Source organism: Sphingomonas sp. Leaf20 (assembly GCF_001421535.1).
Lineage (GTDB): Bacteria > Pseudomonadota > Alphaproteobacteria > Sphingomonadales > Sphingomonadaceae > Sphingomonas.
Genome location: NZ_LMKN01000010.1, coordinates 101,739 through 124,826 on the forward strand (window position 1 = coordinate 101,739; position 23,088 = coordinate 124,826).

Here is a 23,088-nt window from a genome sequence, read left to right on the forward strand (position 1 = left end):
ATGCGCACCATCTACATAGTCGACGACGATGATGCGGTCAGAGCCTCGGTCCAGGGGCTGCTGTCGCTTCGATCGAACCTGATCATCCGCGCGTTTCGATCGGGCGATCTCTTCCTGGCCGCGCTCGACGATTGCGATCCGGGGGTCGTTCTGCTCGATCATCACATGCCCGGGACGACGGGGCTCGAGGTCCTTCGAAGGATCGCACCGCTCGCGCCGCGGTTTGCGCCGATCATGCTGACGGGGCAGGGTGACGTGCAGCTGGCGGTCCGAGCGATGAAGTCGGGCGCGTTCGAATTTCTCGAAAAACCCTGCGATCCGCATGTGCTCCTGCGCATCGTCGACCAGTCGTTCGACCGGTTCGAGACGGAAAGCGTCGCCGCGGAGCGCGCCAGGACTGCGCGTGCGCGTATTGCCCGCCTGTCGGCGCGAGAAACCGATGTCCTGAGGGGCTTGATCGAGGGCCACCCGAACAAGGTGATCGCGCATGAACTCAGCCTCAGTCCGCGTACCGTGGAGATCTATCGCGCCAATCTGATGGACAAGCTCGATGTTCGCAGCCTGTCCGAAGCGCTGCGGATCGCCTTTGCCGCGGGACTGGTCACCGCCGACTAGTGTCGCGGACAGTGCGATGTGACGTCTGCGCGTGTCCAAAGGGGGTGTTGCGTGCGGATCGAGGTCCTTAAGAGGGGGCGTCTCAATCCGGGAGTATCTGTTGGAAGCCGTCTCGATCGTCCTGTTTCTCCTGCTTGCGGTCGTCGTGAGCGGCTCCATCTCAAGAATGCTTCCCGTGCCGATCCCGACACCATTGGTGCAGATCATGCTGGGCGCGGTGATCGGCCTCTCGACGTCTTATCGCGTCACGCTTGATCCCGAGCTGTTCCTTTTGCTGTTCCTGCCGCCGCTGCTGTTTCTCGATGGATGGCGGATCCCCAAGGACGAATTGCTGAAGGATCTGTCGACAGTCGTCGAGCTTGCGCTCGGGCTGGTGCTGATCACCGTGATCGGGATGGGGTTGTTCATCCACTGGATGATCCCGGCGATGCCGCTCGCGGTCGCGTTCGCGCTTGCGGCGGTCGTGTCGCCGACCGATCCGATCGCGGTCTCCGCGATTGCGGCACGCGTGCCCATCCCGAAGCGGATGATGCATATCCTCGAGGGCGAATCGTTGCTCAACGACGCATCGGGTCTCGTCTGCCTCCGCTTCGCGATCGCGGCCGCGCTGACCGGAACATTCTCGGCGTCGAATGCCGCCTTCAGCTTCCTGTGGGTCGCGGGTGCGGGGCTGGTCGTGGGCGTCGTCGTCACGCTGGCGGTCACCCGCGCCAAGGCCTGGGTCTCGCGGCGGTTCGGCGAGGAATCGGGGTCGCAGATCCTCGTGAGCCTGCTGATCCCGTTCGGCTCGTATCTGTTCGCCGAGCATATCCATGCATCGGGCATCCTTGCCGCCGTCGCGGCCGGCGTCACGATGACGTTTGCCGAGATCTCGCGGCAGGCGCTGCCGACGACGCGGATGCGTCGCAATTCGGTCTGGGACACGATCCAGTTCGCGCTGAACGGCATCATCTTCGTGCTGCTCGGCGAGCAGCTTCCCGCGATCTTCGCGGTGGCACGGCAGACGGTGCAGCTGACCGGGCATGCGGGCACGTGGTGGCTGGGCGCGTACGTGCTCGCGATCGTCGCGGGGCTGATCATGCTGCGGTTCGCCTGGGTCTGGGTATCGCTGCGCCTGACGCTGTTGCGGCGGCGGAACCGCGGCGGGGCGACGCAGCAGAGCCCCGACTGGCGGCTGGTCGCCGCGATGTCGCTCGCCGGCGTGCGCGGCGCGATCACGCTGGCAGGCGTCCTGACGATCCCGCTGGTACTCAACGACGGAACGCCGTTCCCCGCGCGCGACCTCGCGATATTTCTTGCGGCAGGCGTCATCATCGTGTCGCTGATCGTCGCGAGTCTCGCGCTTCCCGTGCTGTTGAACGGCCTGACGATGCCGTCGGAACCCTCACTCCAGGCGGAGGAGGATGCCGCGCGGGTGGCGGCGGCGCAGGCGGCGATCCGGGCGGTCGAACGATCGCAGCATGACCTGGCCGAGCGGATGGGCGATGCCGATTTCTACGCGACCGCGGGCGGGCGCGTCATGGACGTCTATCGCGACCGGATCGACAGCCGGGGCGGATCCGCCAAGATGGCCGCCGAGGCGCGACTTCAGGATCGCCTCGAGCGCGACTTCAAGCTCGTCGCGCTCCAGGCGGAGCGTGCGCTCGTGATCGAACTCGCCCGCGAGCGGCAGATCGGCAGCGTCACGGTCCAGAAACTCGTCCGTGAGCTGGATCTGCTCGAGGCACGCTATCGCGGGTAGCGGTGCCTATACCAGACCGTGGCGGGGTTGCGCGGGACGGCGCAGGGGCGCACACGTCACCATCAAAACTGGGAGCTTGATATGGCGGTAAAGATCGTCGCGTTCGTTTCTGCGCGGCCCGGGTGCGAGGATGCGTTCATCGAGGCGGCACGCGTCTGTGTCGCGGCCTCGCGACAGGAACCCGGCGTGCTCTATTACGAACTCTGGCGCGAATCCGACGGCGACCGCCGGTTCGTCTTCAACGAGCGCTATGTCGATGATGCGGCGGTCGACGCGCATATGCAGTCGGACCATTTCAAGGCATTCGGTGCCGCCGCGCGCGACCTGGCGGCTGCACGGCCGACGATCATCAAGGCCGAGGCGATCGACGTCGCGGAATGACGTCGGAGCCTAGCTGAGCTAGAGCTCGGATCGCGCCCGCTCTGCTCAGCGCGGGGCGGTCCAGTCGCCCGACTTGCCGCCGCGCTTTTCGAGCAGGCGAACCCCGTCGATCACCATCGCCTTGTCGATCGCCTTTGCCATGTCATAGACGGTCAGCAGCGCGACGCTCACGGCGGTCAGCGCTTCCATCTCTACGCCCGTCTTGCCGTCGGTCGCGACGGTCGCGGTCGCGGTGACGCCGCTTGCGTCGACGTCGAGGTCGAGCGTGATCTTGGTGAGCGGGAGCGGGTGGCAGAGCGGGACGAGATCGCTCGTCCGCTTTGCCGCCATGATCCCGGCGACACGGGCGACCGCGATCACGTCGCCCTTCTTGGCGGACCCATCGGCAATTGCCAGCGCCGCCTCCGCGGACATGGTGATACGGCCGGTCGCCACGGCCTCGCGTGCGCTCGGCGTCTTGCCGCCGACATCGACCATGCGGGCGGCGCCGGCGCCGTCGATATGCGTAAGGCCGCTCATCCGATCAGCACGCGCGTTGCCGCCTCGACATCATCCTGCCGCATCAGCGCCTCGCCGATCAGGAAGCAGCGTATGCCCTTCTCCGCCATCGCATCGAGATCGGCGCGCGTCGTCAGACCGCTTTCCGCCACGAACGTGCAGTCGCGCGGCGCGCGGTCGACGAGGTCGTATGTCCGCTGAAAGTCGACAGTAAAGTCGCGCAGGTCGCGATTGTTCACCCCGATCAGCCGGGATTTGAGCTTCAGCGCGCGCTCGAGTTCATGCGCGTCGTGGATCTCGACGAGCACGTCCATGCCGCATTCGAGTGCCGAGGCCTCGATCTCTGCCATCTGTATGTCGTCGAGCGCCGCGACGATGATCAGGATCGCGTCGGCGCCGATCGCGCGCGCCTCGGTCGCCTGCCAGGGATCGACCATGAAGTCCTTGCGCAAAACGGGAATCGAGACCGCGTCGCGCGCCGCGGTGAGATAGGCATCGGCCCCCTGGAACCACGTCTCGTCGGTCAGGACGGACAGGCAGGCGGCACCCCCGGCCTCATAGGCACGGGCATGCGCGGGGGGATCGAAATCGGCGCGGATCAGTCCCTTCGACGGGCTCGCCTTTTTGACTTCGGCGACGAGCGCATAGCCCGTCTTCGCGTCGAGCGCGGCGCGGAAGCCGCGCGGTTTGGACATCCGGGCGATGCCCGCGTCGATGTCTGACAGCGAGGTCGTGGCCTTGCGCGCGGCGACCTCCGCACGTTTTGTCTCAAGAATACGATCGAGCATGGTCATGTCAGTAGGCAATCCAGCGGGCCAGCAGCGCATCCGCGCTGCCGTCGTCGAGCGCGGTGGCGGCCGAGACCGCCCCGTCGACGAGGGTGGGGGAGTGGCCGGCAACGACGAGCGCCGCGGCGGCATTGAGGAGGACGGCTTCGCGGTATGCGCTGCGCTCGCCCTTGAGCAGACGGCGGAGCGCGTCCGCATTATGCGCCGGGTCGCCGCCGCGGATCGAGTCGATCGGATGGCGGACAAGCCCTGCATCCTCGGGCGTGACGCGGCGTGGCAGTTTGGCGGTGCCGACGCTTGCGATGACGCTGTGGCCGGCGCCCGACAGCTCGTCGAGTCCCTCCTCGCCCGATACGACGAACGCCGCTTCGGTGCCGAGCTGTTCGAGTGCCTCTGCATAGAGCGCGGCATAGTCCGGGCGGGCGATGCCGATCAGCTGGCGCGTGACCCGGGCGGGGTTGGCGAGCGGGCCCATCAGGTTGAAGATCGTCCGCGTCGCGATCCGGCGGCGGATCGGCGTGATGCGCTTCATTGCCGGGTGGTGGTTGGCGGCGAAAAGGAACGCGATGCCGATGTCGCGCAGGCTCGCCTCGGCCGTCGCCCCGGCACGGTCCATGTCGAGACCGAGCATCTCGAGCGTGTCCGCGGCGCCCGCCTTGCTCGAGGCGGCGCGGTTGCCATGCTTGGCGACGGGGATACCGCACGCGGCGACGACGAGCGCGACCGCGGTCGACACGTTGAGTGTGTGATGGCCGTCGCCGCCGGTGCCGCAGACGTCGATCGCTCCCGCGGGCGCGTCGATCGGAATCATCCGGTCGCGCAGCGCGCGCGCCGCCTCGGCGATTTCAATGCTGGTCTCGCCGCGCCGCGACAGGTCGGTCAGGAACGTCGCGATCGCGTCTTCGCTCGCACGTGCATCGAGGATGTCGGCGAACGCCGCGCGCGCGGATTCGCGCGATAGCGGTGTCGAGGGATCGGGGAGCAGTACCGTCACGCTCATGACGGCACCCGCAGCCGCGCCGGCAGTTCGTGCGGAATTTCCGCCATCGTCAGGAAGTTGGCGAGCATGGCGTGGCCGTGTTCGGTGGCGATGCTTTCGGGATGAAACTGCACGCCGTGGATCGGCAGCGTCGCGTGACGGAAGCCCATGACGGTGCCGTCCTGCGCGGTGGCGTTGACGACGAGCGTGTCGGGGACCGCGTTGACGATCAACGAGTGATAGCGCGTCGCGATGAACGGCGACGGAAGCCCGTGATACAACCCGGTATCGTCGTGCAGCACGGGGGAGGTCTTGCCGTGCATCAGCCCGCCGCGCTCGACCTTGCCGCCGAAGTGCTGGCCGATCGCCTGGTGCCCCAGGCACACGCCGAGCAGCGGTTTGCCCGCGTCGGCGCAGGCCGCGACGAGGTCGAGGCTGACGCCTGCCTCGGTCGGCGTGCAGGGGCCGGGCGAGATGAGAAAGGCGTCCGCGCCCGACGACAGAGCCTGTCCGGCGGAGATCGCATCGTTGCGGACGACCTCCACCTCGGCGCCCAACTCCATCAGATAATGGACAAGGTTCCAGGTGAAGCTGTCGTAATTGTCGACGACCAGGATCATCGCCCCGCCATAGACGATGACGGGCGTCGTGCAATGGTGTTGCGGGCAGGGATTCGGAGGGGGATGTCCAGGGAGAAGACAGCAGTGCAAAGATGCGCATGACAGGGCGCATGACAGGGAGCAATGATGCGTTCGACGTATGCGATGGGGAAGTCGAGCGTGGTTTGGGCGGTGCGATGCACGCCTATGCAGGCCTATGCAGGGCGCTTTGCATTCAGCATGGAGAAACGTGGCGCGGTAGACGTTCCGTATATAACAGGAGCCCTAATACATGTTTCGTTTGACGCTTATCGCCGCCTTGCTCGCCACGCCCGCGCTGGCCTCGGCCCAGACCGCGCCTGCCGCGCCCGTAGCGCAGGAACAGGGGCAGGACCAGGGATCGGAGACCGGCCAGCCGCCGCAGCGGATCCGCAGCGTCACGCTGGGCGCGGGGCAGAAATGTCCGGCGTCGAGCACGGGCGAGATCGTCGTGTGCTCGACGCTCGACCAGCCCTATCGCATCCCGAAGGAACTGCGTGACGATGGCCCGATCGCCGCCCAGAACCAGAGCTGGGTAAACCGCGCCGCGACGGCGGACGAGGTCGGACGCGTCGCGGGTGGCCTCCCCGATACCTGTTCGCCGGTCGGGACAGGCGGGCAGTCGGGCTGTTCGCAGATGCGCGCGCGCGCGTTTGCCGCCGAGCGTCGCGCGGCTGCGACGGGGCAGGCGGACGGCCGCTAAGCCGAAGCCGGGGTAATCCGGAAGCCGCTCTCGTCCAGGACGAGAGCGGCTTTTTTATTGTCCGAAGGTCGGCGCGGCGGCGCGCGTGATCGCTTCGCGCGCGGCAGCCAGGATCGCGCCGGCCTTGGCCTCGCACTCGCGCTGTTCGGACGCCGGATCGCTGTCGGCGACGATCCCCGCACCGGCCTGCGCATGGATCATGCCGTCCTTCACGACCGCGGTGCGCAGGACGATGCACGAGTCCATCGATCCGTCGGGCGAGAAATACCCGACCCCGCCGGCATAGGCACCGCGCCGCTCGGGTTCGAGCTCGGCGATGATCTGGCACGCGCGGACCTTGGGCGCGCCGCTGACCGTGCCCGCGGGGAAGCCCGCGAACAGCGCGTCGAGCGCATCCTTGTCGGGGGACAGCCGGCCGACGACGTTCGAGACGATATGCATGACGTGGCTGTAGAATTCGACGCCGTAGCTGTCGGTCACGCGGACCGAGCCCGGCGTCGCCGCACGACCGACGTCGTTGCGCCCGAGATCGAGCAGCATCAGATGCTCGGCGCGCTCCTTGGGATCGGCGAGCAGGCTGACGCGGTTCGCCTCGTCCTCCGCCGCGCTGCGTCCGCGGGGTCGCGTGCCCGCGATCGGCCGGATCGTCACCTCGTCATCGCGGACGCGCACGAGGATTTCGGGGGACGAACCGATCAGCGAGAAGCCGGGCAGATCGAGATGGTAGAGAAAGGGCGACGGGTTGATCCGCCGCAGCGAACGGTAGAGCTCGAACGGCGGTAGCGAGAACGGCGCGCTGAACCGCTGCGCGAGCACGACCTGGAAGATGTCGCCCGCGAGGATGTAGCGCTTCGCACTGGCCACCATCTCGCCGTACCGTTCGGGGGCGATCGCGGGCGTGTAGCGCGGCTCGGGGCAGTCGGCGCGGACCGGGGCGGGAAGCGGCGTCGTGGCAAGTCGCGCGGCGACGGCATCGAGACGCTCCTCGGCGCGCGCGACGATCGTCGCCGGATCGAGCGACACGTCGGGCCAGGCGGGCGCGACGAGGTACAGCGCATCGGCGAGACGGTCGAACACGAGCACGACCGTCGGCCGCACGAAGATCATGTCGGGCAGCCCCAGCGGATCGCGATCGGGTTGCGGCAGCGTCTCGACCAGACCGACCGTTTCATAGCCGAAATAGCCGACAAGGCTGGCAAGCGCGCGCGGCAGTTCGTCGGGAACGTCCGAACGGCATTCGGCGACGAGCGCACGGAGCGCGGCGAGCGTCGGTTCCGCGCACGGCTCGAACGCGTCGCGGTCGGTGGCCCAGCGACGGTTGATCTCCGCCTTCTGCCCGACCGCGCGGAACAGCAGGTCGGGGGCGAGCCCGATCAGGCTGTGCCGGCCGCGCGTTGCGCCGCCCTCGACCGATTCAAGCAGGAAGTCGCCGCGGCCGGGCTCGATGAGCTTGAGCGCGGCGGCGACGGGCGTCTCGGTGTCCGCGACCTGACGTCGCCAGACGAGCGCCGGCCGTCCCGCGGCCAGCGCGGCGCGTGCCGACTCAGTTATTGGAGCCATCCGGCGACAGGAGTTGCGTGCGGACGCGGGCGACCGCGGCGGGGTCGGTCTTGACGCCGACCTGCGCACGGACCGCCTTGACGAACTGCTCGACATATTCGCCGCCGACGCTGCGTGCGATCGAACCGCGTGCCGCACGGATCGCGCCCTGATTGCCCGTCGCGTTGCCCGGATCGATCTTGTCGAGCTTGACGACGAACCAGCCATCGGGGCCGGCAAGCGTCTTGGCGGTGCCCTGCGCCATGCTGAACATCAGCGAGAGCACGGGAGGCGTGCCCTGCGGGTTCTGCATGATCTGCGCGCGTGCCGCCGTAAGCGGGCGGACGGGCGGGACCGCGAATCCGGTCTGACCCAGCGCCTGCTGGACGGACATGCCCGCGTTGATCTTGGCGAGCGCCGCATTCGCATATTTGCGCGCGGCCTGGCCGGCGCGGTCGGCGGTCAGATCGCGCAGCACGGCAGGGCGGACCTGCGCGAGCGGGCGCGGCGCGGCGCGGACGACGCGGCCAAGCCCGACCAGCGCAAAGCTGCCATCCGATCCGGTCTGGACCATCTGCGGGGCGTCGCCCTCGCTCGCCTGGAACGCGGCGTTGAGGATCGGCGCGAGCGCGGGATCGGCCGGGGTGCCGGGCGCGTCGGGGTTGGTGCCGTCGGCGATCAGGCCGGGCGTGGTCGTCGCGGTCAGCTTGCGGTCGGCGACGATCTCGTCGAACGTCGCGTTGTTCGACAGGCCGTCGTCGATCGCGTCGTGGATCTTGCTCAGCGCTTCCTGCGCCTTCTGCGCGCCGAGCGCGGTCGCGATCTCGGCACGCGCCTGGTCGAGCGTCTTGGCGGGGACGTTCTCGATCGTGTCGACGCGCACGACGGTCCAGCCGAGCGGCGTGCGGACCGGGCCGACCACCGCACCGCTCGCCGCGGCGAACACCTGATCCGCGACCTGCGCGCTGGTCGTGCCGGCATAGGCCGCCTTTTCGACGCCCGTCTGCGTCGAGGCCTCGAGTCCGGCAGCCTGGGCTGCCTGTGCGATCGTACGGCCGCCCTTGACCGCGTTGGCGAGCGTGGTCGCGCCCGCCTGATCGGCGACGACGACCTGCGTGATCGTGCGCTTTTCGGTCGGGGCGTAGCGCGCGCGATCCTGCTGATACTGGCGCGCGATCTCGGCGTCGGTCGGCGTGGCCTGCGCCTTGACCTGGTTCGCATCGACCAGCGCGTAGCGGACGACGCGGCGCTCGGGGACGGTGTAGCGGGCGACGTTGCGGCGGTAGAAGGTGTTCAGCTCGGCATCGGTCGGCGCGGGGCCCGCAGGGACCGCGGCGGTCGGGATGAAGCCGACGACGCCGCTGCGCTTTTCGAGCAGCAGCGAGGCGTAGGGAAGGGCCAGCTGGCTCGCGACCTGCGAGGCGCCGCGCGTCGGCAGGATCAGCTGTTGCGCATAGGTATCGCGGACGATGTCGCTGCGGATCTGTGCGTCGGTCAGCTTCCGCTCGACGAGCACGCGCTGATACAGCATCGGGTCGAATTTGCCCGTCGGCCCCTGCAGCGCGGGAATGCTGGCGATCTGTCCGTCGACCGCGCGCTTGCTGACGACCATGCCCTGCGCACGGCCGAACTGTTCGAGCGCGAGGCTGGCGACGATCCGGTCGAGCGTGCCGTCGAAGCCGCCCTGCTGGACGTAGCTGGCCATGTCGAGCGTCGGCTGCTGCTGGCGGAAGCCCTCCATCTCGGTCTGGACGCGCGTGCGCAGCTCGTTCGCGGTCACGTCCGCCTTGCCGACCGTGGCGACGTGATCGCCCGTCAGGCCACCCGGTCCGGTGCTGCCCAGGCCGGTCATGTCACCCGCCGCAAAGGCCAGCGCGATGATCCCGAGGACCCCGAAGGTGATGATCACACCGAACCTCGACTGGGTGAGGCGGCGGAAGAAACTGAGCATGAATGGCCGATCGACAGGGACTGAATCGGTCCCGCTTTACGGTCTGCCTCTTCGCGCTTCAAGCTTGTGCGGCGCGCCCCTCGCGCTATCCGGGAACAAACGACTGTCTGGAGAGCATGATGCGGCGCAAGCTGGTAGCGGGAAACTGGAAGATGAACGGGTCGAGAGCGGCGCTGGCCGAGCTCGATGCGATCGCGGCGGCGGCGGCGGCCGCACCCGAGGTGGATGTCGAGATCGCGGTGCCCTTCACGCTGATCGCCGCGGCGGCGGAGCGCGTCCCGGCGCTCTCGATCGGTGCGGAGGACGTGCACGAGGCCGAGTCGGGCGCGCATACCGGCTGCGTATCGGCGGCGATGGTGCTCGAGGCGGGCGCGCGGTTCACGATCGTCGGCCATTCGGAACGCCGCGCCGATCAGCACGAGACGAGCCACGATGCCTGGGCGAAGGCGGCGTCGGCGCATCGTCAGGGGCTGCGCGTGATCCTGTGCTGCGGCGAGACCGAGGCCGAGCGCAATGCGGATCGCGCCGAACGCGTCGTCCAGGCCCAGATCGAGAAGTCGGTGCCCGACAATGCCGATGGCAGCTGGTTCACGCTCGCCTACGAACCGCGCTGGGCGATCGGCACCGGGCGGACGCCGACGCTCGACGAGATCGCCGCGATCCATGCGATCGCGCGCGCCAAGCTGCGCATGCTGATCGGCGATGCGGCGGCGGGCGTCCGCATCCTGTATGGCGGGTCGGTGACCGGCGCGAATGCCGAGGCGATCCTGTCGACCGCGAACGTCGATGGTGCGCTGGTCGGCGGCGCGAGCCTGACGGCGGACAAGTTCGTGCCGATCGTCGAGGCCGCCGCCCGCTGCTGATTACTTGCATCAACTCACGGTAAATGCAGGATAGTCCATGAACTGACCCGAGGTCGGCGCGACGAGTCGTGCCGGCCGGTCCTGGGGCGGCGGCGCGATGATTCGGGGGGAGGTTCTGTGGCAGGATCGAATTCGGCGTGGATCGCCGTCGCTGTGGGCGCGGCGATCGCCGCGACCCCGGCGTGCGCGGAGACGCCGCGCGAGCTGCTGACGCAGGCGGGGTTCGTCGATCGCGACCGCAGCGTGGCGCTGGCGCGGATCGACCGCGCCGCGGCAGTCGCGGGGCAGGCGCTGCGCGCGTCACCGCAGGATCAGGATGCGGCGATCGTCCAGGCGCTGGCCAATGGCTATCGCGCCAAGCTGCTCGGCAATCGCGGGCAGGCGATCGGTGCGCGCAAGCAATATGAGGCGCTCGTGCTGCGGTACCCGCGCAATGCGGAGGCGCAGGCGGCGCTGGGGGCATGGCATGTCGGCGTGATCGCCAAGCTCGGGCGGTTCGTCGGACGCGCGGCGGCGGGCGCGCAGAAGGCGGTCGGCTATGCGGCGCTCGACCGGTCGGTCGCGCTCGGGGGCAATCGCGCGATGTTCGCGGGGCTTGCCGGATTGCTGCGGCTCGAGCTCGATCCCGAGGACCGGCGGGGGCGCGAGCTCGTCGAGATGGCGAGCCGCGCGCCCGCCCCGACCGCGGTCGACATGATCGTGCGCCGGGCGGCGGTCGCGGTGATGGTGCCGCTGAAGGCGGGCGATGCGCAGCAGGTCCAGGCGCTCGCGGACCGGCTGCTGCCGTTCGGGCAGATCGCCGATCAGCGCGGGTAGCGGCGCGCGAGCATCGTGAAGGCGGCCCTGAGCGCATAGGCCTCGCCACCCTTGGGCCGCCCGGGTTTGCCGACCGGGCGCCAGGCGAAGACGTCGAGATGCGCCCAGGCGATCCCCGAGGGCACGAACCGGCGCAGGAACAGCGCCGCGGTGATCGCGCCCGCAAACCCGCCATCGGGCGCGTTGACGAGGTCGGCGACGTCCGACTTGAGCATGTCGTCATACGCGTTCCAGAGCGGCATCCGCCAGACCGGGTCGGCCTGCGCGTGGCTCGCGGCGATCAGGTCCGCGGCGAGCGTCTCGTCGTCGGTGAACAGCGGCGGCAGGTCGGGGCCCAGCGCGACGCGCGCCGCGCCGGTAAGCGTCGCGAAATCGAGGATGAGGTCGGGCTTGCCCTCGACCGCGCGGGTCAGCGCATCGCCGAGCACGAGCCGTCCCTCGGCATCGGTGTTGGTGTTCTCGACGGTCAGGCCCTGTCGCGTGTCGAGCACGTCGCCGGGGCGGAAGGCGTTGCCCGCAATCGCGTTCTCGACCGCGGGGATCAGCAGATGGAGGCGGACGGGAAGCCGCGCGCCCATCACGAGGGCTGCGAGCGCGAGCGTGTGCGCGGCGCCGCCCATGTCCTTCTTCATCAGCCGCATGCCTGCCGAGGGCTTGATGTCGAGCCCGCCCGAGTCGAAGCAGACGCCCTTGCCGACGAGCGCGACGCGCGGATGCGCGGGGTCGCCCCATTCGAGCTCGATCAGCCGCGGTGCGCGATCCTTCGACGCGGCCTGGCCGACCGCGTGGATCATCGGATAGCCCGTCGCGAGCGCATCGCCGCGCGTCGTCGTGACGGTCGCCCCGTGGCGCGCCGCGAGTGCCTCGGCTTCGGCCTCGAGTTCGGCGGGACCGAGGTCGGATGCGCCGGTGTTGACGAGGTCGCGGACCAGCGCGGTCGCCTCGGCGAGGCGGACGGTCGCGTCGATCGATGCCGCGTCGGTGGTCAGGAGGACGCGCGCGCCCTTTGCGGGAAGCTTGCGATAACGATCGAAGACATGCTGCGCGAGCATCCAGCCGAGCCCGGCGGCGCCGACCGCGCCGTCTGCGATACGGTAGGTGCCCGCGGGGAGCGAGCCCCCGAGCGAGGCGATCCGCCACGGCGATGCCGTCGCCTCGTCACATACCAGCAGCATCGACCAGTCGTCCGCGGCATCGCCCGGCAGCACCGCGCGGTCGCCGGGCTTGCCGGTCAGGCCGTGCGCCGCGACCGCGGTCCGCATGCGCGGCGTCTGCGCGGCGCGCCACGTCGCGAAGGCTTCGGGGCGGACGACGTGGATCGGCGTGGCGGGCTGGCCGCGGTCGGGGTGAAGCAGGGAAGCAAAATCTGTCATTTGCGTGCCAGTTACTGAGAGGGGGCCACGAGAAATTGTTCGTACCGGCCGGCCGCGCCGGGCTCGGCATAGGTGCTGAGCGAGAGCGTGCGGTCGGGATAGGTGATCCGGTAGGTGCGGTTGACGAAGCCGCCGCGCAAGCGGGCGCGGCCGGTTTGTGCAAAACCGGTCGGTTCGCCAAGCGCGCCGAGGCTCGCCTTGTAGTCCGCGAGCGCGACCGGCTTGAAATAGAAATTGGCGTCTTCGGTCAGGCGACCGCGATCGAGCGTGCCGGCGCGGAGCTGGTCGTAGACCGCGCGGGCGCGGGGCAGCGCGGCGGCGTCCTCCGCGCTCGCCGCGGGGGGCGGGAGGATGATCCGGGCGATCCCCGTCGAGATGCGGCTGACCGCGTCGCTGAACCAGCTGTTGGTGAGCACGACGATCGCCGCCTTGTCGTCGGGATAGACGATGTTCTCGGACAGGAAACCGACCGCCTCGCCGCTATGCTCGACATAGCGACGGCCGTTCGCGGTGCCGGTCGAGACGCCGAGGCCATAACCGTTGGTCGAACCGTCCGCGAGCTTGACGGGGGTTTCCTGCGCCGCCCAGTCGTCCGCGGGCAGCGTGGTGCGCGCGAGCCGGGCGACGTCCCATTTGGCGAGGTCGCCCGCGCTCATCGAAAGCTCGCCCGCGGCGTAGAGCCAGCCGGGCGCGCTGGGCGTCTCGGCGCGCACGGGGCCGAGCGCGAACCGGCCATAGCCTTGCGGAAAGCGCTTGCCGATCGCCTTGTCCTGATCGAGCGCGCGGATGTCGAGCGGCTTGAAGATGCGCTGCTGGAGGAACGCGAGCAGCGGCACGCCTGCGACCTTCTCGACGATCATCCCCGCGACGACATAGCCGGTGTTCGAATATTGCCACTGCGTGCCCGGCGCGAAATCGAGTGGTTTCTTCGCCCAGCGATCGACGATCTGCTGCGGCGTGACCGGATGCGCCATCGCGGCGAAGCTGTAATCCTGTGGCCAGTAATCCTGCAGCCCCGCGGTATGGCTGAGGAGCTGCCGGATCGTGAAGCGGTCGCCACCGGTGATCCCGGGGACGTAGGTCGCGACGGTGTCGTCGAGCTTGAGCTTGCCCTCGTCCTCGAGCAGCAGGATCGCGGCGGCGGTAAACTGCTTCGAGATCGACGCGATCTGATAGGGGAGGGCCGGATCGGCGGTCCGGATCGTCTCGGACGGCTTGCCATACGCCCTGGTGAAGACGACGCGGCCGCCGCGCACCACCGCGATCGAGGCCGACGGCACGCCCGTATCGGCGAGCGCGCCGGTGACGAGCGTGTCGATCCGGGTGGTCTCGTCGGGGGTGAGCGACTGGGCGAGGGCGGGGATCGGCAACGCGAGCGCCGCGACGGCGAGAAGACGGGTCAGCATGTGCGCAACGAAGCAGAACCGGATCATCCGCGCAACGCCGTGATATTAATCACGTGACGGTTGAGGGGGTTAGGCGATAGCCGGCAAGACGCCGGAACAGGGGTCGTTACAGCGGCGTTTCGATATAGGGCCGCAAGCCTGTCATTACCGAGGGGACGAACTCATGCTGTATACCATCGCCGTCATCCTGCTGATCCTCTGGTTGGCCGGATTCGCCTTCCACGTCGCGGGCGGGCTCATCCACATCCTGTTGGTGATCGCGGTCGTCGTCGTGCTGGTGAAGCTGTTTACCGGTCGCAACGTCGTCTGAAGTCCCGGTCTCCCCCGCTTCTGCGGGGGAGACCAGCGCGTCAGGCAGGGACGCCGTACAGATCGTGGTCGTCGGCATCCTCGATCGTCACCGGCACGATGTCGCCGACGGTGAGGTGGCCGGCGTCGCGCAGGAAGACCTCGCCGTCGATCTCGGGCGCATCCGCCTGTGAACGGCCGGTCGCGCCTTCATCGTCGACGACGTCGATGATCACATCGAGCGTGCGACCGATCTTGGCCTGCAGCTTGGCCGCCGAGATGGCCGCGGTCTTCTCCATGATTCGGGCGTACCGCTCTTCCTTGAGCTCTTCGGGCACGTGGTCGGGCAAGGCGTTGGCCGCGGCGCCCTCGACGGGTTCGAACCGGAATGCGCCGACGCGGTCGAGCTGCGCCTCGTCGAGCCAGTCGAGCAGATACTGGAAATCCTCCTCGGTCTCGCCGGGGAAGCCGACGACGAAGGTCGAGCGGATCGTGATGTCGGGGGCGATCTCACGCCATTTGTGGATGCGCTGGAGCACCTTGGCGTCGTTGCCCGGACGCTTCATCCGGCGCAGCACCGAGGGCGCGGCGTGCTGGAACGGAATGTCGAGATAGGGCAGCACAAGGCCCTCCGCCATCAGCGGGATGACGTGGTCGACATGTGGATAGGGATAGACGTAGTGCAGCCGCACCCACGGCGCGATCTTGCCGAGCTCGCGCGCGAGATCGGTCATATGCGCGCGGACCTCGCCACCGCCCTTGAGCGGCCACACCGAGTGGCGCAGGTCGACGCCGTACGCCGACGTGTCCTGGCTGATGACGAGCAGCTCCTTCGTGCCCGCGGCTACGAGCTTTTCGGCTTCGCGCAGGATCGCGTCGGGGCGCCGGCTGACGAGATCGCCGCGCAACGATGGGATGATGCAGAAGGAGCAACGGTGATTGCAGCCCTCCGAGATCTTCAGATAGCTGTAGTGCCGCGGGGTCAGCTTGAGCCCGGCGTCGGGGATCAGGTTGAGGAACGCCGAGGCCGGCATCGGGGCGGCCTCGTGCACCGCGCCGACGACCTGCTCATATTCATGCGCGCCGGTGATCGCGAGCACCTGCGGGAAGCGCGCGCGGATCGCGTCGGCTTCCTTGCCCATGCACCCGGTGACGATGACGCGGCCATTTTCGGCGATGGCTTCGCCGATCGCCTCGAGGCTTTCCTCCTTCGCCGAGTCGAGAAATCCGCAGGTGTTGACGAGCACGACGTCGGCGCCGGCATAGTCGGGCGACATCTGATAGCCGTCGCCGCGCAGCTGCGTGAGGATCCGCTCGCTGTCGACGAGATTCTTCGGACAGCCGAGCGAGACCATGCCGATCTTGGGCGGAGTGGGGAGTATGGTTGCCATGGGAGCCGCGCACATAGGCGCAAAGTTCGGTTTTTTCTAGGCAGCTGCGAAAAGGCCGTGCGCGGACGGGTCACGCGGCGGCGGCGCCGCGATGCAGGCGCGGAAACGGGGGCGCCTGCCGCATTCCACGGCCGCGTTGCTCGACTTCGATCGGGTGCGGCGGCATGGGAGGGGATGCGCGCCGGCTGGGCCTCGCGCGAAGGGGGTTGGGCATGCTGGCTATTGGACTGATGTCGGGAACGTCGCTCGACGGCATCGATGCGGCGCTGATCGAGACCGATGGCGAGCAGCGGGTGCGCGCGATCGCGTTTCGCGGCGAACCCTATTCGGATGCCGCGCGCGCGCAGCTCGCCGAGGCGACGCGGATGGCGCTGACCTTCGAGCGGCCGCGCGCGAGCCCGCCGATCGTCGCGGCGGGCGACCTGATCACGCGCGCGCATGTCTTTGCGGTTCACAAGCTGCTCGCCGATGCGGGCGTTGCCGCCGCCGAGATCGACGTGATCGGGTTTCACGGGCAGACGATCGCGCATCGCCCCGATCGCGGCTGGACCTGGCAGATCGGCGACGGTGCGGCGATGGCGCGTGCGACGGGGATCACGACGGTGTCCGATTTCCGGTCGGCGGATGTCGCGGCGGGCGGGCAGGGCGCGCCGTTGCTGCCGGTGTATCATGCGGCGCTGGCGGCGGCGCTCGACGGACCCGTCGCGGTGCTGAACCTCGGCGGGGTCGGCAACATCACCTTCATTCCCGGCGACGCGCACGATTCGCGCGAGATGTCGCCCGAACGCGCCACCGGGTCGGTTGCGGGCGACGGGCTGGTCGCGTTCGACACGGGGCCGGCGAACGGCCTGATCGACAGCTGGGTCGAAGCGGAAACGGGCGCACGCTATGACGCGGGCGGCGCGCTCGCGGCGGCGGGGCGTGTCGACGAGACGGTGCTGACGGCGATGCTCGATCACCCGTTCTTCGATGCACCCCCGCCCAAGTCGCTCGATCGCAACGATTTCGCGATCCAGCCCGCGCGCGGGCTGTCGGCGGCGGATGGCGCGGCGACGCTGACGGCGTTCACCGCAGCAACGGTCGCGGACGCGGTACGGCATCTGCCCGCGCGGCCGAAGCGGCTGCTGGTCGCGGGTGGCGGGCGTCATAATCCGACGATGCTGGGGATGATCGCGACCGCGACCGGGCTGGTCGTCGAGGCGACCGATACGCTCGGGTGGAACGGCGATGCGCTGGAGGCGGAGGGCTTCGCCTATATGGCGGTGCGGACGCTCAAGGGGTTGCCGATCAGCTTTCCAGGGACGACGGGGGTGCCCGTGGCAATGACCGGCGGGGTGGTCGACCGGGTCTGAACGTCGCGGGTGTTTCGGATGTCACGGCGCGACCACCCCGGATTCCGGGGTGGTGCGACGGTTGGTCCGGCCGGGGGGCCGGACGCGCGTATCAGTGCGACTTCTTCGGCTTGGCGGGCTTCTTCGGGGCCGGCTTTGGCGGGGTCTTCTTTTCCGGCGCATCCTTCGACAGCAGCGCGGGCGCAGCGATCGCGGCGGCGATCCCGGCGACCAGCGTCGCGCCGACGGCGATCGCGGTCTTGGGGTGCGACTTCACCGCGTCGGTCGCAGTAACGATGCCGGCCTTTGCCGCATCGGTCGCGTCGTCCATCCAGTCGCCCTTGGCGGGCGGTGCGACGTCGTCGTCATGCTTGACCTTGGCATGCGGCATGGCGGAGTTCGGGATAGACGACATAAATATTCCTCGCACAGGGATGATGCGGGTTAAACAGACCGGGTCCGTCACGGTTCCGTTACGGTCATCAAGCCGGCGAGCGACCGGCGCGGCTCAGCGTTTGCGCGTCAGTTCGCGCATCGCGTCGTCGAGCCCGGCGAGCGTCAGCGGGTACATGCGGTCGGTCATCAGCTCGCGGATGATGCGGACCGACTGCGAATATCCCCATTGCGCCTCGGGCACGGGATTGAGCCATGCCGCGGATGGATAGGTCGTTGTCAGGCGCTGCATCCACACGGCGCCGGGCTCCTCGTTGAAATGCTCGACCGAGCCGCCGGGGTGGGTGATCTCGTACGGGCTCATCGACGCGTCGCCGACGAGCACGAGCTTGTAGTCGTGGCCGAACTTGTGGAGCACGTCCCACAGGGGGGTCCGCTCGGCGAAGCGGCGCGTATTGTCCTTCCACACGCCCTCGTACGGGCAATTGTGGAAATAATAGAATTCGAGGTTCTTGAACTCGGTCGTCGCGGCGGAGAAGAGTTCCTCGCAGAGCTTGACGAAAGGGTCCATCGAGCCGCCGACGTCGAGGAACAGCAGCATCTTGATCGCATTGCGGCGTTCGGCGCGCATGACGATGTCGAGATAGCCCTGTCGCGCGGTGCCGGCGATCGTGCCGTCGATGTCGAGCTCGTCCGCGGCGCCGTCGCGCGCGAACCGGCGCAGGCGGCGCAGCGCGATCTTGATGTTGCGCGTGCCGAGTTCGCGCGTGTTGTCGAGGTTGCGGAACTCGCGCTGGTCCCAGACCTTGAGCGCGCGCTTGTGGCGACTCTCGCCGCCGATACGGACGCCTTCGGGGTTGTACCCGCCATTGCCGTACGGCGACGTGCCGCCAGTGCCGACCCATTTGTTGCCGCCCTGATGCCGGCCCTGCTGTTCCTCGAGCCGCGTCTTGAGCGTCTCCATGATCTCGTCCCACGACCCGAGCGACTCGATCGCGGCCATTTCTTCGGGGGTGAGGAATTTCTCGGCGACCGCCTTCAGCCAGTCCTCGGGGATGTCGGTCGGCGTGGTGCCATAGCTCGTCGCGAGCCCGCGAAAGACCTTGGCGAAGACCTGGTCGAAGCGGTCGAGCAGCCCCTCGTCCTTCACGTAGACCGCGCGCGAGAGATAGTAGAACTCCTCGGGCGTCCGCTCGATCACCTCGGCGTCGAGCGCCTCGAGCAGGAGTAGATGCTCCTTAAGGCTGGCGGCGATGCCCGCGCTGCGCAGTTCGTCGAGAAAGTTCAGGAACATCGTTGCACCCTGCCGATCCCGTCGCCCGAAGTCGAGGCGGAATCGAGTATCGGGTATGCGGCGTCAGCTGCCCGGGACGTAGGCGTCGATCAACGCGCCGACATAATCGGGATTGCGGCTGGTCAGTTCGGCCGCGGGGCGCGCATCGCCGTGGATGAAGCCGTAGACGGGGTAGATCCCGCCGCCGAGACCGTCGACGTCCTTGTACCAGACCTTCACCCGGCTCCAGTCGTTATGCGGGGATACGTCGAACAGCGTCACGTCCTGTTCGGCGTGACCGCGCTCGCCGTTCTGGCGCGACCAGTTGGCGTGGGTGAGCATCACGACACGCTTCTCGACGACGCGGCTGATGACCGCGACATGGCCCATCGGCAACCGGCCGGTCTTGGCGAAGACGATGACCGAGCCGACCTTGGGCGCGTGCGTCCGCTGGTAGCGGCCGTCCGCCTGGCGCCACCAGGTCCAGGCGTCGCCATATATCTCGATCCCAGACGCGGCACGCGCGAAGGGAACGCACTGGCCGACATAATCGAGCAGCGACGCGCCTGCGGCGGACCCGGTGCCGACCGCTATCGCTGCGGCGAGGAGAAGTCGGGGAAAGCGATACATGCGCGGACCCTAATGGCGAGGACATGACCAGCACGTTGCCGCACAAGGTTAACGCTATTCACCATGACCCTCGTTGATGTCGATGATGTTCGACGAAGCGTGGCATAGCCAAGTCGTACAACGCCCAGTCGGTCGGCGACAGCATGCCGCCGCGGCGCGCGAGCCGGCGGGCATAGCGGCGCGCGCACCGCCTCACGTTCGATTCGGCGGGCGCGCCGGTCTCGAGGTCGACCAGCGCAAAGCGCGCGGGCCTGCAGTCGTCGGTGATGGCGAGACGATAGCGATGCGTGGCGGCCGCGACGCGCAACGCGGCGACCGAGCGCAGATGGTCGACATGGACGGTCGTACCCGCTGGTGCCTCGGCACGCATCCGGATGACCGCGGCATCGATGTCGCCGCGGCGGCGCGCGGCTTCGGTGCGGACCGACTGGAGGCTGCCGAGCGTCAGCATGACGAGCAGCACCGTGCCACCGATCCGCTTGGCGGATCCGCGCGCGAACAGGTCGGCGATCGCGTCGCCGACGAGCAGGAGGAGGGCGATGCTCGACAGCAGGAAATAGCGCGGGATCCCGCTATTGGCGACGTGCAGCAGGATGAAGCCGGTCGGGAGGCCGAGGATCGCGGCCGCGTGGAACCAGGCCATCGGGCGATCCCGGCGCAGCGCGTGCCAGACTGCGCCCAGAACGACGAGCGCGACCGCCGCGATCGCCCAGCCCGGGAGCGCGGTCGCACCGATCGTCGTGGCGATCATGACACCGATCGCAGCGAACAGGCTCGAGAATGCGAACGGGCAATAGTCGCCGACCTGGAGTCCGGTCGCGCTCGCCGCGGCGGCGCCCAGCAGCAGCCCGAAGACGAGCAGGACCGCGACGATGCTGGGCGCCATCACGCGCACCGTCGCGATAGCAGCCGCGCGCGTCGAGGATTTCTGGCGGAGCGTCAGCGCGATCCATGCGCCGATCGCGACGGTGACGAAGAGCATCGTGAGTTGCGCGAGAAGGCCGACGAGCGTGAGCGCGCCGAGCGTCCAGGCGACGGGGCGCGTCGGCGCGCGCGTCTCGAGCCAACGTCCGACGACGAGGATCGACGTGGTCGCCGCCAGCAGCATCGGCGCATAGCCGCGCGCTTCGCTGCCGTAATTGACGAGGATCGGTGAGGTCGCGAACAGCAGCGCGGTGACCAGGGCATGCCGCGTCGACCGGCGGGCGCCGATCGCGGCGGCGACGAGGATCGTGAGCGTTCCCGTGGCGATCGAGAGGCTGCGCAGCGCCAGCGGGTCGGCGCCGAAGCCGAGCGCGAGCATCCACAGGCTGTTGAGATAATGGTTGTTGTCGTGGTTGATCGCGACGAACACGCCGAGCGGTGACTCCGCGCGGTCGACGAGCACCGCGGACCATGCCTCGTCGATCCACAGTCCGCCCCGCGCGGAGACGATCCGCAACGCGAAGCCAAGCACGACGATCGCAGCGAGCGACAGACGCGCCGCTGACGGGATGGCGGCAAGGGAGGCGGACGTGCGCACCGCCACGCTATGCGCCGGCACTCGTTAAAGGCGCGTGAGTCGGACTTCGGCGTCCCCCGTGGCGCGCCCGTGCCTAGCCCTGGTTCTTCTGCCGCCGGGCCATGAAGGCGAGGCGTTCGAACAGCATCACGTCCTGCTCGTTCTTGAGCAGCGCGCCGTGGAGGGGCGGGATCGCCTTGGTCGGATCGCGGTTCTGCAGGGTCTCGAGCGGCATGTCCTCATGCAGGAGCAGCTTGAGCCAGTCGAGCAGTTCGGAGGTCGAGGGCTTCTTCTTGAGCCCGGGGACGTCGCGGACGTCGTAGAACAGGTCCATCGCGCGCGAGACGAGCATCCGCTGGATACCGGGGAAGTGGACATCGACGATCGCCTGCATCGTGTCGCGATCGGGAAACTTGATATAGTGGAAGAAGCAGCGGCGCAGGAACGCGTCGGGCAGCTCCTTCTCGTTGTTGCTGGTGATGATGACGATCGGGCGCTCGACCGCGCGGACGGTTTCCTTGGTCTCGTAGACATGGAACTCCATCCGATCGAGTTCCTGCAACAGGTCGTTGGGGAACTCGATATCGGCCTTGTCGATCTCGTCGATCAGCAGGACGGGCGGCGCGGGCTGCGTGAACGCCTCCCAGAGCTTGCCCTTGCGGATATAGTTGCCGATGTCGTGGACGCGTTCGTCGCCGAGCTGGCCGTCGCGCAGGCGGGCGACCGCATCATATTCGTACAGCCCCTGCTGCGCCTTGGTGGTCGACTTGATGTTCCACTCGATCAGCGGCGCGCCGAGCGCCTTGGCGATCTCGTACGCGAGCACGGTCTTGCCGGTGCCGGGTTCGCCCTTGATCAGCAGCGGGCGCCGCAAGGTGACCGCGGCGTTCACCGCGACCTTCAGATCATCGGTGGCGACATAGCTCTGGGTGCCCTCGAAACGCTTCATGCCAGTTCCCGTCAGATTCGAATTACGGGTATGGATAGAGGGTGATGGGGGCGATGCGCAAGGCGCAGTATGGGCCGCAGGTCCACAGTCCGCTATGGCTGCGTGGTCAGGAGAAAAGGGCGTGATGCAGAGGCTCGACAGGCGGACGTTCCTCGCAGGGCTATCGGCAGCGCTGACCGGGCCGGCGATGGCGCGCGGGCCCGGCGCGCCGGCGGTGATCGCGGCGTATGAAGCGGCGACCGGCGGGCATGTCGGCGTCTATGCGCGTAACGTCGCGACGGGGCGGACGATCGCGTGGCGACCCGACGAACGGATGGTGATGTGCAGCACGTTCAAGGCGTCGCTCGCCGCGTGCGTTCTCGCGCGGGTCGATCGCGGTCGTGCGCGGCTGGCGGACCCGCTGAGGCTCGACGCCGCGGACATGCAGGACTGGCATGCCCCGGTCGCGCGCGCGAACCTGGCGCGCGGGGCGATGTCGGTCGGCGAGATGTGCCGCGCGGTGGTCGAGCAGAGCGACAATAGCTGCGCCAATATCCTGCTCCGCGAGATTGGCGGTCCCGCGGGCATGACGCGGTTCTGGCGCGCGCTGGGCGACGACGTGACGCGACTGGACGATGTCGAGCCGGTCCTGAACCGGACCCCGCCCGGCGGAATCCGCAGCACGACGACGGCGCGGTCGATGGCGACAATCCTCGAAACGCTGACGCTGGGTCCTGTACTGTCGCCGGGGTCGCGCGCGACGCTGGTGGCGTGGCTGAAGGGCTGCCGGACGGGGGACAACCGGCTGCGCGCGGGTCTGCCGGATGGCTGGGCGGTGGGCGACAAGACGGGCAACAACGGACGCGATGCGGCGGGGGACATCGCACTGGTCTGGCCGCGGCCGGGCGTGCCGATCGTGGTCAGCGTCTATACGCGGGGGGGATCGCCGGTCGAGGCGCAGTTCGCGGCTTTGTTTGCGGGTATCGGTCGCGCGGTGGCGGCGACGCTGGCCTGACGATCGCCGCGGCGAGCGGCCTGGAGATCGCCGCGGGAAGCGGCCTA

23 protein-coding genes are annotated in these 23,088 nt (G+C 68.6%); 9 read left to right on the plus strand and 14 right to left on the minus strand.

The genetic code is table 11. The annotated features are described in order from the left end of the window. The 3 genes from ASE72_RS17425 to ASE72_RS17435 all read left to right on the plus strand — a co-directional run bounded on the left by ASE72_RS17425 (position 1) and on the right by ASE72_RS17435 (position 2,737). Complete coding sequence (locus tag ASE72_RS17425; RefSeq protein WP_056024626.1) at positions 1-615, plus strand: response regulator transcription factor; 615 nt, start codon at positions 1-3, stop codon at positions 613-615. Positions 616-715: 100 nt separating this feature from the next. After that, on the plus strand, positions 716-2,356 hold the full coding sequence (locus ASE72_RS17430; RefSeq protein ID WP_200916369.1) for a Na+/H+ antiporter: 1,641 nt from the start codon (positions 716-718) through the stop codon (positions 2,354-2,356). An 81-nt stretch (positions 2,357-2,437) separates the two neighbouring features. After that, positions 2,438-2,737, plus strand: coding sequence for a putative quinol monooxygenase (locus tag ASE72_RS17435; RefSeq protein WP_056024628.1), 300 nt, complete (start codon positions 2,438-2,440; stop codon positions 2,735-2,737). Positions 2,738-2,782: 45 nt separating this feature from the next. Here ASE72_RS17435 and moaC read toward each other — a convergent pair whose 3' ends face one another. Genes moaC through ASE72_RS17455 form a run of 4 tightly spaced genes read right to left on the minus strand, consistent with a single transcriptional unit; the run spans position 2,783 to position 5,622 of the window. Further along, complete coding sequence (gene moaC, locus ASE72_RS17440) at positions 2,783-3,256, minus strand: cyclic pyranopterin monophosphate synthase MoaC (protein WP_056024631.1); 474 nt, start codon at positions 3,254-3,256, stop codon at positions 2,783-2,785. Then, a complete protein-coding gene (gene trpC, locus ASE72_RS17445; RefSeq protein WP_056024634.1) occupies positions 3,253-4,029 on the minus strand; it encodes an indole-3-glycerol phosphate synthase TrpC in 777 nt (258 codons plus the stop codon). The genes moaC and trpC overlap by 4 nt, the downstream gene beginning before the upstream one ends. Before the next feature lies 1 nt (position 4,030). Continuing rightward, the gene (trpD, locus tag ASE72_RS17450) at positions 4,031-5,023 is read right to left on the minus strand and encodes an anthranilate phosphoribosyltransferase (RefSeq protein ID WP_056024637.1); all 993 of its coding nucleotides are present in this window, start codon (positions 5,021-5,023) and stop codon (positions 4,031-4,033) included. Then, a complete protein-coding gene (locus ASE72_RS17455) occupies positions 5,020-5,622 on the minus strand; it encodes an anthranilate synthase component II (RefSeq protein ID WP_056024640.1) in 603 nt (200 codons plus the stop codon). The genes trpD and ASE72_RS17455 overlap by 4 nt, the downstream gene beginning before the upstream one ends. Before the next feature lie 271 nt (positions 5,623-5,893). Here ASE72_RS17455 and ASE72_RS17460 point away from each other — a divergent pair, with 271 nt between their 5' ends. Beyond that, positions 5,894-6,343, plus strand: a complete 450-nt coding sequence (locus ASE72_RS17460; RefSeq protein ID WP_056024643.1) for a hypothetical protein — start codon at positions 5,894-5,896, stop codon at positions 6,341-6,343. 54 nt (positions 6,344-6,397) lie between these two features. Here the strand turns inward: ASE72_RS17460 and trpE are convergent, their stop codons facing one another. Both trpE and ASE72_RS17470 read right to left on the minus strand, forming a co-directional pair. Further along, complete coding sequence (gene trpE, locus ASE72_RS17465; protein ID WP_056024646.1) at positions 6,398-7,903, minus strand: anthranilate synthase component I; 1,506 nt, start codon at positions 7,901-7,903, stop codon at positions 6,398-6,400. Continuing rightward, complete coding sequence (locus ASE72_RS17470) at positions 7,887-9,833, minus strand: peptidylprolyl isomerase (RefSeq protein ID WP_056024649.1); 1,947 nt, start codon at positions 9,831-9,833, stop codon at positions 7,887-7,889. The genes trpE and ASE72_RS17470 overlap by 17 nt, the downstream gene beginning before the upstream one ends. A gap of 116 nt (positions 9,834-9,949) precedes the next feature. On the opposite strand from ASE72_RS17470, the gene tpiA reads away from it, so the two are divergent. Together tpiA and ASE72_RS17480 are read left to right on the plus strand one after the other, a co-directional pair. Next, positions 9,950-10,696 carry a triose-phosphate isomerase gene (gene tpiA / locus ASE72_RS17475; RefSeq protein WP_056024652.1) on the plus strand — a complete coding sequence of 249 codons (747 nt, stop codon included), beginning with the start codon at positions 9,950-9,952 and terminating at the stop codon, positions 10,694-10,696. A 117-nt stretch (positions 10,697-10,813) separates the two neighbouring features. Continuing rightward, on the plus strand, positions 10,814-11,512 hold the full coding sequence (locus tag ASE72_RS17480) for a hypothetical protein (protein ID WP_056024655.1): 699 nt from the start codon (positions 10,814-10,816) through the stop codon (positions 11,510-11,512). Here ASE72_RS17480 and ASE72_RS17485 read toward each other — a convergent pair. Together ASE72_RS17485 and ASE72_RS17490 are read right to left on the minus strand one after the other, a co-directional pair. Beyond that, positions 11,500-12,885 (minus strand): leucyl aminopeptidase family protein, encoded by a 1,386-nt coding sequence (locus tag ASE72_RS17485; protein WP_056024658.1) that lies wholly within the window; start codon positions 12,883-12,885, stop codon positions 11,500-11,502. The two genes, ASE72_RS17480 and ASE72_RS17485, sit on opposite strands and share 13 nt — an antisense overlap. Before the next feature lie 11 nt (positions 12,886-12,896). Continuing rightward, positions 12,897-14,291, minus strand: a complete 1,395-nt coding sequence (locus ASE72_RS17490) for a serine hydrolase domain-containing protein (protein WP_056024848.1) — start codon at positions 14,289-14,291, stop codon at positions 12,897-12,899. Positions 14,292-14,454: 163 nt separating this feature from the next. On the opposite strand from ASE72_RS17490, the gene ASE72_RS20370 reads away from it, so the two are divergent. Next, the gene (locus ASE72_RS20370; protein ID WP_156350623.1) at positions 14,455-14,601 is read left to right on the plus strand and encodes a lmo0937 family membrane protein; all 147 of its coding nucleotides are present in this window, start codon (positions 14,455-14,457) and stop codon (positions 14,599-14,601) included. 40 nt (positions 14,602-14,641) lie between these two features. Here the strand turns inward: ASE72_RS20370 and rimO are convergent, their stop codons facing one another. After that, complete coding sequence (gene rimO / locus ASE72_RS17495) at positions 14,642-15,970, minus strand: 30S ribosomal protein S12 methylthiotransferase RimO (protein WP_056024661.1); 1,329 nt, start codon at positions 15,968-15,970, stop codon at positions 14,642-14,644. A gap of 212 nt (positions 15,971-16,182) precedes the next feature. Between rimO and ASE72_RS17500 the strand changes: the two genes are divergently transcribed. Continuing rightward, a complete protein-coding gene (locus tag ASE72_RS17500; RefSeq protein ID WP_082446258.1) occupies positions 16,183-17,322 on the plus strand; it encodes an anhydro-N-acetylmuramic acid kinase in 1,140 nt (379 codons plus the stop codon). Between the two features lie 91 nt (positions 17,323-17,413). On the opposite strand, the gene ASE72_RS17505 is transcribed toward ASE72_RS17500, so the two are convergent. The 5 genes from ASE72_RS17505 to ASE72_RS17525 all read right to left on the minus strand — a co-directional run bounded on the left by ASE72_RS17505 (position 17,414) and on the right by ASE72_RS17525 (position 22,047). Next, positions 17,414-17,716 carry a hypothetical protein gene (locus ASE72_RS17505; protein ID WP_156350625.1) on the minus strand — a complete coding sequence of 101 codons (303 nt, stop codon included), beginning with the start codon at positions 17,714-17,716 and terminating at the stop codon, positions 17,414-17,416. Between the two features lie 93 nt (positions 17,717-17,809). Continuing rightward, on the minus strand, positions 17,810-18,988 hold the full coding sequence (locus ASE72_RS17510; protein ID WP_056024671.1) for a vWA domain-containing protein: 1,179 nt from the start codon (positions 18,986-18,988) through the stop codon (positions 17,810-17,812). Between the two features lie 63 nt (positions 18,989-19,051). After that, entirely contained in the window at positions 19,052-19,597 is a 546-nt protein-coding gene (locus ASE72_RS17515; RefSeq protein ID WP_056024674.1) for a CHAP domain-containing protein, read from the minus strand. A gap of 58 nt (positions 19,598-19,655) precedes the next feature. Continuing rightward, positions 19,656-21,125 carry a hypothetical protein gene (locus ASE72_RS17520; protein WP_056024677.1) on the minus strand — a complete coding sequence of 490 codons (1,470 nt, stop codon included), beginning with the start codon at positions 21,123-21,125 and terminating at the stop codon, positions 19,656-19,658. A gap of 67 nt (positions 21,126-21,192) precedes the next feature. Then, complete coding sequence (locus tag ASE72_RS17525) at positions 21,193-22,047, minus strand: AAA family ATPase (protein WP_056024681.1); 855 nt, start codon at positions 22,045-22,047, stop codon at positions 21,193-21,195. Between the two features lie 124 nt (positions 22,048-22,171). Here ASE72_RS17525 and bla point away from each other — a divergent pair, with 124 nt between their 5' ends. Further along, on the plus strand, positions 22,172-23,041 hold the full coding sequence (gene bla, locus ASE72_RS17530; RefSeq protein ID WP_056024684.1) for a class A beta-lactamase: 870 nt from the start codon (positions 22,172-22,174) through the stop codon (positions 23,039-23,041). Positions 23,042-23,088 lie beyond the last annotated feature (47 nt).

What these genes read in the sequence shown, in the direction of transcription:
- ASE72_RS17425 (WP_056024626.1), top strand. Translation starts at nt 1, where the DNA reads ATGCGCACCATCTACATAGTCGACGACGATGATGCGGTCAGAGCCTCG.
- ASE72_RS17435 (WP_056024628.1), top strand. Translation starts at nt 2,438, where the DNA reads ATGGCGGTAAAGATCGTCGCGTTCGTTTCTGCGCGGCCCGGGTGCGAG.
- moaC (WP_056024631.1), bottom strand. Translation starts at nt 3,256, where the DNA reads ATGAGCGGCCTTACGCATATCGACGGCGCCGGCGCCGCCCGCATGGTC.
- trpC (WP_056024634.1), bottom strand. Translation starts at nt 4,029, where the DNA reads ATGACCATGCTCGATCGTATTCTTGAGACAAAACGTGCGGAGGTCGCC.
- trpD (WP_056024637.1), bottom strand. Translation starts at nt 5,023, where the DNA reads ATGAGCGTGACGGTACTGCTCCCCGATCCCTCGACACCGCTATCGCGC.
- ASE72_RS17455 (WP_056024640.1), bottom strand. Translation starts at nt 5,622, where the DNA reads ATGATCCTGGTCGTCGACAATTACGACAGCTTCACCTGGAACCTTGTC.
- ASE72_RS17460 (WP_056024643.1), top strand. Translation starts at nt 5,894, where the DNA reads ATGTTTCGTTTGACGCTTATCGCCGCCTTGCTCGCCACGCCCGCGCTG.
- trpE (WP_056024646.1), bottom strand. Translation starts at nt 7,903, where the DNA reads ATGGCTCCAATAACTGAGTCGGCACGCGCCGCGCTGGCCGCGGGACGG.
- ASE72_RS17470 (WP_056024649.1), bottom strand. Translation starts at nt 9,833, where the DNA reads ATGCTCAGTTTCTTCCGCCGCCTCACCCAGTCGAGGTTCGGTGTGATC.
- tpiA (WP_056024652.1), top strand. Translation starts at nt 9,950, where the DNA reads ATGATGCGGCGCAAGCTGGTAGCGGGAAACTGGAAGATGAACGGGTCG.
- ASE72_RS17485 (WP_056024658.1), bottom strand. Translation starts at nt 12,885, where the DNA reads ATGACAGATTTTGCTTCCCTGCTTCACCCCGACCGCGGCCAGCCCGCC.
- ASE72_RS17490 (WP_056024848.1), bottom strand. Translation starts at nt 14,291, where the DNA reads ATGCTGACCCGTCTTCTCGCCGTCGCGGCGCTCGCGTTGCCGATCCCC.
- ASE72_RS20370 (WP_156350623.1), top strand. Translation starts at nt 14,455, where the DNA reads ATGCTGTATACCATCGCCGTCATCCTGCTGATCCTCTGGTTGGCCGGA.
- rimO (WP_056024661.1), bottom strand. Translation starts at nt 15,970, where the DNA reads ATGGCAACCATACTCCCCACTCCGCCCAAGATCGGCATGGTCTCGCTC.
- ASE72_RS17500 (WP_082446258.1), top strand. Translation starts at nt 16,183, where the DNA reads ATGCTGGCTATTGGACTGATGTCGGGAACGTCGCTCGACGGCATCGAT.
- ASE72_RS17505 (WP_156350625.1), bottom strand. Translation starts at nt 17,716, where the DNA reads ATGTCGTCTATCCCGAACTCCGCCATGCCGCATGCCAAGGTCAAGCAT.
- ASE72_RS17510 (WP_056024671.1), bottom strand. Translation starts at nt 18,988, where the DNA reads ATGTTCCTGAACTTTCTCGACGAACTGCGCAGCGCGGGCATCGCCGCC.
- ASE72_RS17515 (WP_056024674.1), bottom strand. Translation starts at nt 19,597, where the DNA reads ATGTATCGCTTTCCCCGACTTCTCCTCGCCGCAGCGATAGCGGTCGGC.
- ASE72_RS17525 (WP_056024681.1), bottom strand. Translation starts at nt 22,047, where the DNA reads ATGAAGCGTTTCGAGGGCACCCAGAGCTATGTCGCCACCGATGATCTG.
- bla (WP_056024684.1), top strand. Translation starts at nt 22,172, where the DNA reads ATGCAGAGGCTCGACAGGCGGACGTTCCTCGCAGGGCTATCGGCAGCG.